This window comes from Hydrogenoanaerobacterium sp. (assembly GCF_032017025.1).
Lineage (GTDB): Bacteria > Bacillota > Clostridia > Oscillospirales > Ruminococcaceae > Hydrogenoanaerobacterium.
The window spans coordinates 40,557-54,524 of sequence record NZ_DALZQO010000022.1; the positions used below are offsets into that span (position 1 = coordinate 40,557).

General features: G+C 47.1%; 17 protein-coding genes and 1 riboswitch. Of the genes, 13 read left to right on the top strand and 4 right to left on the bottom strand.

Features of this window, described 5'->3' with window-relative positions:
• The first annotated feature begins 43 nt into the window (after positions 1-43).
• A riboswitch (molybdenum cofactor riboswitch) is annotated at positions 44-170 on the top strand.
• A 123-nt stretch (positions 171-293) separates the two neighbouring features.
• From RTV33_RS12350 to RTV33_RS12385, 8 genes are all read left to right on the top strand, one after another.
• Positions 294-1,427 carry a molybdopterin-dependent oxidoreductase gene (locus tag RTV33_RS12350; RefSeq protein WP_312644674.1) on the top strand — a complete coding sequence of 378 codons (1,134 nt, stop codon included), beginning with the start codon at positions 294-296 and terminating at the stop codon, positions 1,425-1,427.
• Between the two features lie 119 nt (positions 1,428-1,546).
• Positions 1,547-2,143 carry an ECF transporter S component gene (locus tag RTV33_RS12355; protein WP_312644676.1) on the top strand — a complete coding sequence of 199 codons (597 nt, stop codon included), beginning with the start codon at positions 1,547-1,549 and terminating at the stop codon, positions 2,141-2,143.
• Between the two features lie 80 nt (positions 2,144-2,223).
• Positions 2,224-2,751, top strand: a complete 528-nt coding sequence (locus tag RTV33_RS12360) for a molybdopterin-dependent oxidoreductase (RefSeq protein WP_312644678.1) — start codon at positions 2,224-2,226, stop codon at positions 2,749-2,751.
• 13 nt (positions 2,752-2,764) lie between these two features.
• Positions 2,765-3,466, top strand: a complete 702-nt coding sequence (locus RTV33_RS12365; protein WP_312644680.1) for an ABC transporter ATP-binding protein — start codon at positions 2,765-2,767, stop codon at positions 3,464-3,466.
• Positions 3,441-4,115, top strand: coding sequence for an ABC transporter ATP-binding protein (locus tag RTV33_RS12370; protein ID WP_312644681.1), 675 nt, complete (start codon positions 3,441-3,443; stop codon positions 4,113-4,115). The genes RTV33_RS12365 and RTV33_RS12370 overlap by 26 nt, the downstream gene beginning before the upstream one ends.
• Complete coding sequence (locus RTV33_RS12375) at positions 4,105-4,830, top strand: energy-coupling factor transporter transmembrane component T (protein WP_312644684.1); 726 nt, start codon at positions 4,105-4,107, stop codon at positions 4,828-4,830. The genes RTV33_RS12370 and RTV33_RS12375 overlap by 11 nt, the downstream gene beginning before the upstream one ends.
• Before the next feature lie 24 nt (positions 4,831-4,854).
• Positions 4,855-5,667, top strand: coding sequence for a molybdopterin-guanine dinucleotide biosynthesis protein MobB (locus RTV33_RS12380; RefSeq protein ID WP_312644686.1), 813 nt, complete (start codon positions 4,855-4,857; stop codon positions 5,665-5,667).
• 2 nt (positions 5,668-5,669) lie between these two features.
• Positions 5,670-6,374 carry a hypothetical protein gene (locus RTV33_RS12385; protein ID WP_312644688.1) on the top strand — a complete coding sequence of 235 codons (705 nt, stop codon included), beginning with the start codon at positions 5,670-5,672 and terminating at the stop codon, positions 6,372-6,374.
• Between the two features lie 99 nt (positions 6,375-6,473).
• On the opposite strand, the gene RTV33_RS12390 is transcribed toward RTV33_RS12385, so the two are convergent.
• The gene (locus RTV33_RS12390; protein WP_312644690.1) at positions 6,474-7,058 is read right to left on the bottom strand and encodes an isoprenylcysteine carboxylmethyltransferase family protein; all 585 of its coding nucleotides are present in this window, start codon (positions 7,056-7,058) and stop codon (positions 6,474-6,476) included.
• A 189-nt stretch (positions 7,059-7,247) separates the two neighbouring features.
• The gene (locus RTV33_RS12395) at positions 7,248-7,631 is read right to left on the bottom strand and encodes a DUF1801 domain-containing protein (RefSeq protein WP_312644691.1); all 384 of its coding nucleotides are present in this window, start codon (positions 7,629-7,631) and stop codon (positions 7,248-7,250) included.
• 216 nt (positions 7,632-7,847) lie between these two features.
• On the opposite strand from RTV33_RS12395, the gene RTV33_RS12400 reads away from it, so the two are divergent.
• Both RTV33_RS12400 and RTV33_RS12405 read left to right on the top strand, forming a co-directional pair.
• Positions 7,848-8,873, top strand: coding sequence for an ROK family protein (locus tag RTV33_RS12400; protein WP_312644693.1), 1,026 nt, complete (start codon positions 7,848-7,850; stop codon positions 8,871-8,873).
• A 1-nt stretch (position 8,874) separates the two neighbouring features.
• Entirely contained in the window at positions 8,875-9,972 is a 1,098-nt protein-coding gene (locus RTV33_RS12405) for an MFS transporter (RefSeq protein ID WP_312644696.1), read from the top strand.
• 193 nt (positions 9,973-10,165) lie between these two features.
• Here the strand turns inward: RTV33_RS12405 and RTV33_RS12410 are convergent, their stop codons facing one another.
• The gene (locus tag RTV33_RS12410; protein ID WP_312644698.1) at positions 10,166-10,681 is read right to left on the bottom strand and encodes a GNAT family N-acetyltransferase; all 516 of its coding nucleotides are present in this window, start codon (positions 10,679-10,681) and stop codon (positions 10,166-10,168) included.
• Between the two features lie 342 nt (positions 10,682-11,023).
• Between RTV33_RS12410 and RTV33_RS12415 the strand changes: the two genes are divergently transcribed.
• The 3 genes from RTV33_RS12415 to RTV33_RS12425 all read left to right on the top strand — a co-directional run bounded on the left by RTV33_RS12415 (position 11,024) and on the right by RTV33_RS12425 (position 13,304).
• Positions 11,024-11,197, top strand: coding sequence for a hypothetical protein (locus tag RTV33_RS12415; protein WP_312644700.1), 174 nt, complete (start codon positions 11,024-11,026; stop codon positions 11,195-11,197).
• A 74-nt stretch (positions 11,198-11,271) separates the two neighbouring features.
• Positions 11,272-11,865, top strand: coding sequence for an RNA polymerase sigma factor (locus RTV33_RS12420; protein ID WP_312644702.1), 594 nt, complete (start codon positions 11,272-11,274; stop codon positions 11,863-11,865).
• Positions 11,862-13,304, top strand: a complete 1,443-nt coding sequence (locus RTV33_RS12425) for a hypothetical protein (protein WP_312644704.1) — start codon at positions 11,862-11,864, stop codon at positions 13,302-13,304. The genes RTV33_RS12420 and RTV33_RS12425 overlap by 4 nt, the downstream gene beginning before the upstream one ends.
• Before the next feature lie 104 nt (positions 13,305-13,408).
• On the opposite strand, the gene RTV33_RS12430 is transcribed toward RTV33_RS12425, so the two are convergent.
• On the bottom strand, positions 13,409-13,968 hold a 560-nt coding region (locus RTV33_RS12430; protein WP_312644706.1), incomplete at its 5' end, for an IS3 family transposase.

Genomic DNA, 13,968 nt, shown 5'->3' on the forward strand with positions numbered 1-13,968 from the left:
GTTAAAACATTGACAATATCTCAACTTCACGGTATACTATGCGTAAATTCAACATCTCCGAGCTTTGGCAGCTTGCTGCGGCCTAAGGGCACTTGCCTATGGAACAAAGCCTGGGCGACAAAAGAAATTTTGTCACCTTCCTTTCGAAAAGGGGATTGCATAGTATACGATACGTGCTACGGTTAAGTTGTAGCACGGTCTGTGTATTGGCAACCTTTTTTAAGGGTTGCTTTTTTTATTGCCGTTTTTGACGTGCAATTGATTTGAATCAGAATAATTGAGGGAGCTTTTTCATGAAGAAAATTTTTGCCATATTAACCGCGATTGCTATGATGAGCTTGGCAACCGCCTGCCAAAGCCAGGTGCCAAAAGCTGAATCAGCCTCCGAAGGCCCAAGCACTACGAGCCAAAGCTCCGCAAGCCAAGGTGAGGCAATTGCGGCAACAGCGGGCAGCTTTACCCTAAAAAATGTTGCCGGGGCCGATGTGACAGTGGACGTAAGCGGAATCACGGCGTTTGAGCCAATTACGATGGAGGTTCTTCAAAAATCCACCTCGGGCGAATCCAAAATTACTGTGACCGGTGCCGACTTTAACAAGCTGCTGGAAAAATACAGCCTTGCACAGGATAAGCTCCAGTCCCTGCGCTTTGAGGCAGCCGATGGCTACTCGATGGAAATACCGAGCGAAGTGTTGGCACAAAGGCAAATTCTGCTCGTATACGGTGTAGACGGAAAGCCCCTTACCGAAAAAGAAGCACCTGTGTGGGTTGTCATTCCCGAAGAACGGGCAATGTACTGGGTTAAAAACATCAAATATATTCATTTAAATGAAACTGCCGCGCCCGCAAAGGTAGCCGCGGGTAACATCGCCTTTATGGAAACCGCGTTTCAAAAGCTTGCAGCAACCGACTACGAGGATGAAAAGACTATTTCGGGCAAAGAACTGCTGGCAGCAGCAGGGTTCGATGACGCCACTGCGAAGCTGGCAATTACCGCGGCAGATGGGCTTGAAAAAAGCGAAACCTTTGCAATTCTCTCTTCCGCTCAAATTACCACAGCGGGTGAGCACGCGCCTAAGATAACAGGCGATAAAATCCCCGAGGGCATGCGTGTACAAAATCTCCTGAGCATCCGGGCAGATGAAAACGCATTGGTCTCGTTTAACAGCTGTTTGACTGCGGCAGGCACAACCACCGTCGGCGAGAAAATAGGCGTTTCCGTGAGCAAGCTGTTTGAGCTGCTGAGCATGAACGATGCCGAAGCTTACACCTTTACCGCCGCAGACGGTTATGAAAAAGAAATTGCCAAAGCAGATATTGCAAAAGGCATCATCCTACTGAACGATAAGGGCGAGCTTGAAACATACTTTGGCGGTCTGCCAAAAAATACCTGCGTCAGAAATCTGGCTTTCGTCACCGCAAAATAACTTCCGCGTGGCGGCTACCGCACCTTATGAGTACTTATAAAACTCCTTTTCATTTTACATTTTGGAGTCGGGGCACCTGAAAGCCCCGACTCCAAAGCAATTTTTTTAGAAAGCGGGTGATGAGTATTTCTCGCTGGTTTTTAAAATATACTGTGTTCGATTTGGTGCTGATGGCAAGCATGGCTGCCCTTGGTATTGCGGTTAAACCTGTGGTTGTGCCTCTTGTACATTTTATTACGGGGCCTTTGCTCATTCCCGGCGGCTCGGTTGCCGGCGGCATTTATATGCTGTGGATTGTGCTGGGTGCGGCACTTGTGGGCAAAACGGGCAGCGGCACAACCATTGCCGCAGTTCAAGCTGTTATTGTTATTGCCACAGGTGTATCGGGAAGCCACGGCATACTTAGCTTAATTACATACCTTCTGCCGGGCATTACGGTGGACGTAACTTTGCTGCTTTTCAAAAAGGTAAAGGATTATAAAATAAAAATGTTTGCCTGTGGGCTTGCTTCCAATCTATTGGGTACACTGCTTTCCAATTTCCTGTTTTTTAGGCTGCCTGCGATTCCCCTTTTATTAAGCCTGAGCGCGGGAGCTCTCTCGGGAGGAATGGGAGGGCTGATTGCCTACGGCATTCGAAAGCGTTTAGCGGCATTTGGGTTGTTTGAACAATACGAGAAAGTCTCGAACACCGACGCACGCGAAATGCAGAGATAAAACAAAGATTCCCCCTCGAATTTTCGGGAGGGAATTGTGTTGTTTAATGCCGATTGATTGTGGATGGAGAAGTGATACATATGGGCGGTCCAAACAAGAGAATCAGTACCAATTTCATCATTATAGCCACGATTGCGGTGCTTGCCGCTGTGGTGGGCGTTTTGGCTGTGCTGAACATGCAACGCGCCGAAGGCAAGCTGCAACAGGCATCACAAAAGGAAATTATCGTGACAGCGAGCGGTCAAACCGCGGCGACAATCACATCGCAGGATTTGGGCAGTATTAAGGTGCAAGAGTTTTCTGCCGTGCAAAAATCCAATGGAAAGTCCCCGATAGAAAGAACATTCAAGGGTGCCGCACTGATCGATGTGCTGGAGTTTAAAGGGGTTTTTGTAAGCGACAGCGCACAGGTTGTGCTTTCATCCATTGATGGGTACGCCGTTACGCTCTCCGCCGCCGAGGTGGCCGATAGGGATAACATATGGTTGGCCTGGGAAATGGACGGTACCGCGTTGGATGAAAACAGCGGCCCTTATATGGTTGTGGTGAGAAAAGACGCGTTCAGCCAAAGGTGGGCGAAGCAGCTGTGCGAGATCATTGTGAAATAAAAAAGGAATTATTATGGAATCATTATCGGCTGTAGAGGTAACCCGGCTTTCCCTTTCTTATGGGCAGCGCAAGATTTTCTCTGAAATCAGCTTTAGCGCCAATCGCGGCGATATCGTTGGCATATGCGGGCAAAGCGGGAGCGGAAAAAGCAGCCTGCTACATTGCTTATGCGGAATAATTCCCCGTTTCATTCCCGCCGAAACAGCGGGCCTAGTTAAAATACTGGGCTGCAATTTGGCAGAGATGAGCATGGCGGAGGTTTCTACCAAAATCGGTATGGTGTTCCAGAACCCCGAAACACAGGTTTTTATGCCAACGGTGGAGGACGAAATTGCCTTTGGGCTTGAAAACCTGTGCATTGCTCCACAGGAAATAGAAAGGCGCATTGATTGGGCTTTGCACTGCGTGGGTTTGAGCGGGCACCGAGGGGCAAAGCCTGCCCTGCTTTCGGGCGGACAAAAGCAGCTTGTTGCCCTTGCCTGTGCCCTCAGCATGGATGCCTCTGTGCTCTTATTTGACGAGGCACTTGCTTTTGTGGACGCACAGGGTAGAAAAAAACTGCTGCCCATTCTGAAAAGCCTTGCACAAAATGGTAAGACCATTATAATGGTAGACCACATGGACGAAAATTTACAGATATGCAATAGAATAATCAGATTGGAAAACGGCACAGCAAAGGAGCATTTTCATGATACAGACACAGCCTGCCATTGAGGCGGCAGACGTTTGCTACCGCTACCCAAAGTCGAAAGATTTTGTAATTAAAAATGCATCTTTTGCTTTTTATCAGGGGGAATTCACGGCGATTACAGGCGAAAATGGAGCAGGCAAAACCACCCTTGCCAAGCTGTGCACCGCCATTCTCAAGCCAGCCTCGGGCAAAATTGAGGTGTATGGCGAGAACATCCAAAATATGCAGATTTCACAGATTGCAGCGGATGTTTGCTACTGCTTTCAGCACCCCTCCAGGCAGCTTTTTGCGGCCACGGTGGAGGACGAGGTTGCCTTTGCCCTAAGGTATAAAGGGGCTTCCGAGGTTGAAATACAAGCGCGTGTGCAAAAAATGCTGGAGCTTTTTGGTTTGTCTCATCTGCGGAAGTGCTTTCCGCTGCAATTGTCCGGGGGCGAGCAGCAGCGCCTTGCCATGGCAGCAGGGCTGGCCCTAAAACCACGCTTTTTGCTGCTGGATGAACCTACCGCTTGTTTGGATACAGGCAAGGTGGCGGAGCTCTCGGCACTTTTAAAACAGCTGATTCAGGGCGAACAGATTGGGGTTGCCGTCATCAGCCATGACAACAGCTTTGTACAGAAGAATGCCGACAAGGTTCTTACGGTTCGAGGGGGTACGGTTTATGCTGAGTAAAGCAGACCCGCGCTCAAAGCTTTGCGTTGTGGCTGTTCTATCCACCCTTGCAATTTTTTATAACAACGTGTTTCCCCTTGTGTTTCTCCTGTTTGTTGCGGCACTTTGCACTGCTTTGTTCGGCGGTAAACGGAAGGAGTTACTGATAAGCTGCAAAAACTTTTTGAATGTTATTTTGGTAATCGCACTGATTCAAAGTGTTTTTGTGAAAGGCGGCAAGGTTCTTGTTGAGCTGTTTTCGGTACCTGTGCTGACGCAAAACGGCATTGCAACTGCACTAAGCTTTGTACTGCGCATGTTCATCATCCTATGCTCGGCATTCATTCTCAGCACATCTTCCGACCGAGAGATCATTCAGGGGCTGATTCAGATGAAAATTCCCTATGAGATTGCCTTTATGTCGCTGATGGGTATCCGTTTTCTGCCACAGCTGAAAGAACAAATTCAAGACACTGTGGTGGCAATTCAGCTAAGGGGCATCGACCTGCGCAAGCTTAAACTTACAGAGAAAATTCGTCTTTTTTCTACCATGCTTGCCCCTGTAGTGGCGGGTGCGGTGGTGCATGCAAGGCAGGTTTCCATGTCGATTCAACTGCGTGCCTTCAGAGCCTATGATAAGCGAACAAGCCGGTTTCAGCTTACTCTCGGCGCGAAAGATATTGCGATTTTGTTTGTTAGCTTTGCTTTTTTTCTATGCTTCGTTCTCGCGGCATAATTGATATTAAAGGAGATTGATACAATGAAAATTTTTACCGTTGTGGGTATCAGCAACTCCGGCAAAACCACGGTTGTGGAGGGGCTGATCAAAGAACTGAAAGCCAGAGGATACTCGGTTGGCTCGGTAAAGGCGATTAGCTGTGGTACTCGCTGCCATCTGTTGGTTAACGGCAAATGCAAGTGCTCGGCAGGCCGAGACCACCGCTTTACCATAGACACCAATGTGAAAAATTCTGCAAGGCACCGCCTTGCAGGCTCATCTCAAGTTACCACATGGGCAGAAAACGAAACTGCCGTTATGTATCAGCGAGAACTTGAGTTTAAAGAACTGGTTGACTTATACGATTACGATTACCTTATTTTTGAGGGCGATTACTATAACCACGCGCCAAGAATTGTGACAGCACCGACAGAGAAAAGTGCAAGAGAGCGTATAACCGATATGACCTTCGCTGTTTGCGGACGGCTTTGCGAGCAGATGACCGAGCTTGACGGATTGCCCGTTATAAATCCTTTGTCTGACATAGCCACCCTTGCAGATTTGGTGGAGAAAAAGGTATTCCCCATGCTGCCCGAGGTTGACAACTTAAACTGTGGGCTTTGCGGCAGCTCTTGCAAAGAGTTGAGTGTAAAAATTCTTCGCGGTGAGGCATCTGTAAGCGACTGTATGCTGATAAAACAAGCAGCGGTGCTCAGCTATAACAATAATCGGGTAGAGCTTTCTGCCGCGCAGCAAAAAAAGCTGCTCACGGCGATTAACCGCGCTTTGGAGGAAAACGGCCTGCTGCCATCCAATGTTCCAATTGAAATTAACGTATCGACGGACGGATATTGATTATGAAATACAGCATCATTGAGCCGTTTTTGTCCAAGCGCAACCATGTGTATCTGGTGAGCACCGATGATGCGCACTTCCCCAAGGCGGTGTTGAAAAGCTTCGGTGGCAACAACAATGGATTTTTGGCGGAGCGGCAGGCTGCGCAGCTTTTGCGTGAGCACCATATTGCCGTGCCCCAAATGCTTTTTATGGAAGAGCAAAGCATTGTTTATGAGCATATTGAGGGCAAAGTGCTGGTGGATTATCTGGATGTGCTGGAACAGCCTGCACACAGCGATGAGGTGTTTGGCATTTTTAATTTGCTGTGCCAATGGCTTGCCCAATGCTACGCCGCCCTTGAAAGCGCTTACGGTCGCGAAATGGTTTTGGGTGACGCGCATTTAAGGAATTTTATTTATGCCGATAAAATTTACGGAGTTGACTTTGAGTGTGTAAAAGAGGGCAAAAAGGAAGCGGATATCGCCGCCCTTGCGGTGTTTACCTTGGTCTATTCGCCCATCTGCACACAGCAAAAATATAGGCTTGCAGCACATATCATGGCATGCTGCAACCGCTATATGCAGCTTGATACGCAGCTGATTGCGCTGGAGATTCTCCGCCACATCGAAACGGTAGAAAGACGGCGCGGAATTTGCTTGCCTGAGAACATTGCCCATACCCTGGAGTGCCATTTTGCAGCGGCGGCAAAATGTAAAACCGAATAGCTGTGCGAAAGGCTGCTGCATGCAGAAACGTCCTCGTTGTCGAGGACGTTTTTTTGATATTACTATTTTTGTTGCACCTTTATCACAATGGCAAGCTTCTTAAAAAAACAAGAAATACCTTCGTGTTTTGTTCTTGTATGCCAGATATGCATCACCGAACACAGCCGGCAAAAAGTTTTCCTCCTCCAGAATTTGAAGATGGAGCATAGTAATTGCAAAGGCCGCAAACATCAGGTGCACGACGTTCATATATGCCAATAAAATTCCCAGATACAGGAGATCGAAACCGAGGAACGCCGGGTTACGGCTGAAGCGGTAGATACCGAATTGTACAAGCGAAGTTTTCTCAGTTGCAGGAATCCCTGCGCGCCAGCTATCCTTCATTGTTGCCATGGCAGCAACAAAAACGGCTACGCCCACAGCCGCGAGCACAAGCCCGGCAATCGCCACAGCCTGTATTTTGATGAGCTGCGTGTTCAGCAGAATACTGACCACCTCAACTGCCACAATGGCAAGGGTTGCAATCTTCATAAAAACCTCAACACGGCGGGTTTTTGCAGGCTTTTCACCCTTGGCAATCTGATTGGTTTGAATGCCCCGCCTGCGCTGCAACAGCATTTTTGTATAATAAGCTATGTAAAATACGGCCATTATCACAAGTGCCGCAATCTGAAATCCGGTCATTTACTATCCCTCCTAAAGCCAAATTACAAGAACCAAAAACAAATTCAATTGCCAATGCTCCGCCAAACTTTTGTGCAGAGCGGTGTTCTTTTATTCCAGAGCAAAGAACAGGGTATGGGGTATCTCATTTTCCTGTTCCCCCAATTAATCCTGTGTGTAAATACCTCCAAGCCGCCCGCAGATACGTTCTTAAAGGGGCTTAGGTTTTTTCTTTTTCTCCGCAATTTCAGCATTTTCAGCTGCCCGAAACCGTACAATCTCCCGGATGAGTTGGAGCGGAAGTGGCCTTGTGTAGGGGAATTGCACAGCACCCTTGGAGCTTTTGTACTCGGACAAAGCATCTTTGAAACTTGAAATTCCGCTTTCTCCGGGATAGAAGCCGATGTGATTTTTGTGCGCGGCGAAATGCACCAGGTTCCCATGGTAGACAAAGGTCGGCATTCCCCAGCTAATTTTTTCGGCGGATTCCGGTGCTTCCTCCTTGATGACGCTCCGAAGCTCCTGCAGGGTGCCTTGAACCTCGGGCGGGCATTGTGAAATGTAATCGTCTATGGTTCGGCATGTTTTCTCCATAAATATTTCTCCCAACGTACTTCTTATGGCAGGGCACTTTTTTATAGTTTACCACGCAGGCGAGCTTTCAGCAATCGTAATTCTTCCGCGGGGCACTTGATAAAAAAATTTGCTTCGAAATATTTTGAAAGCACGGCTCTGCCTTGACATGGTTTATTCGCACTTGTATAATACTTATTATAAGCATCTTATTAACTGCATATTAAGGGGCAAAGTATGAAAACAGCAAACGTTCTTCTTGTAAAAGAAATCAATCAACATCTCATCAGGAAGCAACTGCTGTCGCTCAAAGCGGCTACAAAACAGCAGCTTGCGCAGTTGACCGGTTTGAGCTTGATGACGGTCAATTCCATTATTACCGAAATGCTGGAGCGCCGTGAGGTTTTTGAGGGCAATATGATTCCCTCCAACGGTGGGCGCCCCTCCGCGGAATATTGCTACAACGGCGGGTACGGCCACGCAGTTATTTTGTATGCTCATCAAAAGAACAATCAAAACTTTATCTGTATGCGCGTTCTGGACCTGCTTGGTAGCTGTAGGTATAGCGAAGAACAATATTTTGATACCGTTCTCTGTGACGGCTTTGATGAAATGATGGAACGCGCATTTGCAATGGTCGGGAATATTGGGGTAATTGGCTTTGGTTTGCCGGGTGAGGAAGATGACAGCAGCATCACAATCAGCGACTACCCGGATTTGATCGGCAAAGACTTTATACAGCGGTATCGTGAACGCTACAAAGTTCCGGTTGTGTTTGTCAACGACATCAATGCGGCGGTATTTGGCTATTACCAGCGCAGCAGCGAAAGAAATGGTACCAATGGAACGGTCGCCGGCCTATATTTTCCGCGCCTTTATCGCCCCGGAATGGGTTTGATTATAGACGGAAGCATCTATCATGGAAGCCAACATTTTGCCGGTGAGATTGGGTACCTTCCGTTTGGTGTTGAGTGGGATCGTTTTGATTATGAGAATAAAGCTGCTCTCTACGGCTCTGTCGCACACCTGCTTGCAATCGTCTGCTGCACGGTGGCTCCGGAAAAATTGATTTTATATGGAGACTTCTTTACCGAAGAAGATGCTCCCTGTATCAAGACGAAGACCGAAAAACGATTGCACGGTGGATTCTCGGTTCATATCGAGACCTCCACCTCTTTTGAAACTGATTATGAATACGGCCTTGCAACCGTTGTACTAGAAGCACTGTACACTGCGTTGTTCGGCAAATACAAAGGGGTATAGTATGACGCTGTTGCTAATCATCATTTACATTTCGTTTATCAGTCTCGGCCTGCCGGATTCTCTGCTTGGCTCAGCTTGGCCGGTCATCCACGCAGATTTAGGTGTGGCTGTTTCCTATGCGGGCATCTTATCAATGATTGTTTCCTGTGGCACCGTTGTGTCAAGCTTAATGAGCACACGGCTGATTAAAAAATTTGGAACCGGCATTGTAACGGCGGTAAGCGTTGGTATGACGGCGGTAGCGTTGATTGGATTTGGTTTTACAAACGTGTTCCTGTTCCTTTGTGTGCTCGCTATCCCACTTGGACTAGGTGCGGGCTCGGTTGATACGGCGCTCAATAATTTTGTGGCGCTTCATTACAAGGCAAAGCATATGAACTGGCTGCACTGCTTTTGGGGAATTGGTGCAACCTGCGGGCCTGTTATCATGTCACTTTGGCTCGCTAAAAACAACAATTGGCATATGGGGTACCTCACCATCGGTATCATCCAAAGTGTTCTTGTAGCGGTTCTGATTGCATCGCTGAAGCTATGGAAGCACGCGGCGGTAAATAGTACAGAGGAAAACAGCGACACGGTGCTGGCTGTTCCGCTTATAGAGGTTATAAAAATTCCATATGCCAAGCTGGTGTTTCTGGCGTTTTTCTGCTATAGCGTGCAAGAGCTTACGGTAGGGCTTTGGGGCGGCAGCTATGCAGTGGCAAAATACGGTGTGTCCTCTAAAACCGCCGCACTTTGGACCTCTTTGTATTACCTGGGCATTACGCTTGGGCGCTTTGTGTCCGGTTTTGTGGCGATAAAACTCGACAGCCGGCGGCTGATACGGATTGGTCAGATTTTTATTTTTTTGGGTGTTTCGTTTTTCGTAATTCCTGCTGGAGTTTGGAAAATCCCCATTGGTATGTCGCTTATCGGGTTGGGCTGCGCCCCTGTATTCCCGTGCATGCTTCATCAGACTCCCGAGCTATTTGGCAGCGAGCTTTCTCAGGCGATGATGGGCGTGCAGATGGCGTGTGCTTACATTGGCTCCACTTTTATGCCGCCGCTCTTCGGCTTAATTGCCGAGCACTCAGTATTTCGCTGCTGCCCATCTATTTAATGGTATTCCTTGTTATCATGGCTGTTAGTACAGAACTTGTAAATGCACGCCGTAAAAGAGGATAATTCACTTTAAAAAACACCTGACTGATGTGCAATCGCCACCAGTCAGGTGTTTTTTTGATGAGTTTTTGAACAACACGTACATTGTACTTATTCGGGCTTTGCAGTGCCGACAGTTTACATCGCTACATTCATTTTCTTAATACATAAATCAAATGCGGCATATCAATACCGTTATAGTGCTTGACGAATTCGCCTTCTATTTTCATGCCTAATTTTTCGGCAACCTTGCGGGACGCATCGTTGTTAGGCCTGATTTCTGCAATCACTTTATCGGCATTTAACTGGTTGAAAGCATATTCTACGCACGCTTTCGCGCCTTCAATGGCATAACCTTTCCCCCAAAATAATTGATTGAGGATATAGGCGATTCCGATGTGTGAAGCACCATCGATATTCTCAACCAAGGGCCCCATTACGCCAATAAGCCTCTCGGTACTCTTTTCAATCAGTGCAAAATAGCTGAACCCTTCGTTTGCATAGCGGGCAAGGTTTTTCTCTATCCACTGGCTGACTTCGTCTTTTGAAAAAGCATGTTCCCAGGCATACATCACTTCGGCATCTTGTAGTATCAAGCATAAATCGTCAAAATCATTTTTGCAAATTTTGCGAAACCCTAAGCGCTCTGACTGTAAAATCCAATCCATAATCGAACCACCTATTACAGAAACAGAAATTCTGCTTCCTAAAATTACAGCTAAAGTATAGCACATTTGGCATGCGATGTCATTACACCTCGTTGGAGATTTTCCCAAGCACATTATCTTCATCTAACAAACCATACCTTGATGGTTATATCTCTGATACAATATGTCTCACTTGGATTAAATGCAAAAAGAACCAATATTACCGGTAGCGAGATAGTAATCATACATCCTGTTTACCAACAATACTAATATTGGTTTGTATAAACTGGCAACAGAACCTGACAGTTTTTGCTTTGTGTGGTAGAATAAATACATAAATTCAATCTGTTTGGGCGAGGTGGTGTGCCGGCCCCAAAAAAGATTCTGCAGAGTTCTGCTCTCTTTCTGGCGGTTGCAATCCTTGCTGCGGCTGTTATTACCTATGCGAACTTTTCCTTTCGGATGGAAAGCGCCGCGGTTGAAAAGAAAGAAGTTGTCAGCCTCATTTACATTGCCAATGTTTTAGGCCGTATATAAGATTAAAATTTTTTTATACACATGCAATAAAATGCTGACTCCCTGCATTATTAAAGTGAAAGGGATCAATAACCATGCTTTTATTTTGTTTGATGTCGACCGACCAAGATAAGAAGAGGAATCGGGCTGTACCGCAGCTGCTGGATGAGGGACTGATAGCCCGCGTTGGAAACAATGACGGGGAGGCATTTCGCGCCCTTTACTGCCAAACAGACCGTGCCGTATATGGGTTTGCCCTATCGATTTTAAAGAATCAACAGGATGCAGAGGATGTTATGCAAGACACTTATCTCAAGATTCGTGCAAGCGCGCACCTGTACCAGCCCCGCGGAAAACCGATGGCTTGGGTGCTCACAATTACAAAAAACCTTGCACGGATGAAGCTGCGCAGTAAGGCCACAGTTCCTTGCCAACCCATAGAGGAGCTGGATAACCGCTTGGATTTTTCCTGTGTTACAAATCAGGAAGACCGATTGGTATTGGAGGCAGCGTTAACACTGCTGAAGGAAGACGAGCGGCAGATTGTGCTGCTGCATGCGCTTACAGGGCTGCGCCACCGAGAAATTGCACAGCTGCTTGAGATGCCGCTGGCGACGGTACTTTCAAAGTACAACCGTTCGCTCAAGAAACTAAGACAATATCTTACCAAAGAGGAGGGGACTGTATGAATCGCAAACAAATGGAACAACACATCCGGCAGGCTGCCAGGCAGTCTACCCCCGATGTTTTTGAAAAGGTATCCTCTGCTTACGTCTACAAAACAGAGAGGACGGAGCAAGCTATGAATAGTACCAAACTATGGAACCGCAAGACTCAAATAATTGGTGGTTTGGCAGCCGCATGCCTTATGCTGGGCGTAATTTTTGGAGGCTACGGCGCTGCCAGCTACAATCAGGTGGATACCACCATTGCCATTGATGTTAACCCCAGTGTGGAGATTACTGCAAACAAAGCCGACAAGGTGCTGAGCGTCAGCCCGCTGAATGATGATGCCGTGGAGATTTTGGGGGATATGAACCTGAAACGTGTTGACCTCGATGTCGCAATCAATGCGATTATGGGCTCAATGGTAAAGCATGGCTATATTACCGACGTCAAAAATTCCATCTTAGTAACCGTAGAAAATGATGATGACACAAAAGCGGATACAATTAAAACCAATATCGTATCCGACATCAACAGTTCCCTGAAGAAGAACAATATCAAAGCAACGGTGTTTAATCAAAAAGTAAGTGCTGATAAAGATCTGGAAGAGCTTGCAAAAAAATACAACCTTTCCTACGGCAAGGCAGTGTTTCTGTATCAGCTCACACTCAAAGATCCATCCCTGACCATGGAGCAGCTTGCGCCGCTGACACTTGAGGAAATTGCCCGGCTCATCAGTGATAAGAAGCTTGACATAAGCGATATTGTAGACTATGAAAAAGATGAGTCTGTCAAAGATAACATCGAGGATGTCATGGATGATTTGGATGAGGAAGACCGCTGTACCGGTTGTACCAATGGCTGCACCTGCGACGACTGCGATGATGATGGCTGTGACCGCTGGTGCGACGAATGCCCGTCCTCCTGCAAAAACGCAAAGATTAATAAACCGGGGAACAACTCCGCTGAAAAGCGCTGCAAGTTCTGCTTGACCAACTGTACCTGCGATGAGTGCGATGACGATGATGGCTGTGACCGCTGGTGCGACGAATGCTTATCCTCCTGCAAAAACGCAGAGATTAACAAACCGGGGAACAACTCCGCTGAAAAGCACTGCAAGTTCTGCTTGGCGAACTGCACCTGCGATGAGTGCAAAGACGATGATGGCTGCGACCGCTGGTGCGACGAATGCCCGTCCTCCTGTAAAAACGCAGAGGTCAACAAACCGGGAAACGGAAACAAGCCTGAAAAAGGTTGTAAGTTCTGCTTGGCTGACTGCACCTGCGATGAGTGCAAAGACGATGACGGCTGTGACCGGTGGTGTGATGATTGTCCGTCCTCCTGCAAGAATGCGCAGGTCAATAAGCCCGGCAACAATCAATCCTCTAAAAACAACGATGAAAAAGAGAAAGGCAAAGAAAAAGACAAGGGTAACTCGCAAAACGACCACGACGACGATTGAATTTGACCAAAAAAGAGCTGCAGCGAACCGCTCCATGGAAAATAGACAGTAAAAAGAAAGACCAATCGTAGAATATCTAAAGATTACGCCGTCTGGCTCCGTTTTTAAAATGGAGTCAGGCGGTATTTTAGTTGGTAGCGCTCAAAATTGTAGAAATAGATATAATCATCAATCAGTTGCTGAGCCTGCTCAAAGGACTGGATTTTTTGTCTAGAGATACACTCTGTTTTGAGCATGGAGCAGAAATTCTCAGCCATAGCATTGTCATAAGGGTTTCCTCGTCTTGACATAGAGGGTGTAATGCCATTTTCTTGAGTTAAGTTGAAATATGCTTGGGATGTGTATTGAAACCCTCGGTCGCTGTGGGGATGCAACTCCCCAGCGACCGCTTCTTTTTGCACAGCAGCCCGAACTGTGTCCAGTACCAGGCTAACGGTTTGCTGCCGGCTGGTCTTGTAGGCAACTACACTGTTGTCAAAGAGGTCACGAATAACGGATAGATATAGAAACCCTTGTGCTGTAGGGATATAAGAAATATCAGTCGCCCATTTCTTGTTGGTTTGCTCTGTTTTAAAGTTACGGTTCAGAATATTGGCGTAGCGATGAATGGATTGTCCACATGATTGCCACCTTCTGCGCCGAACCTCACTGAGCAAACCATACT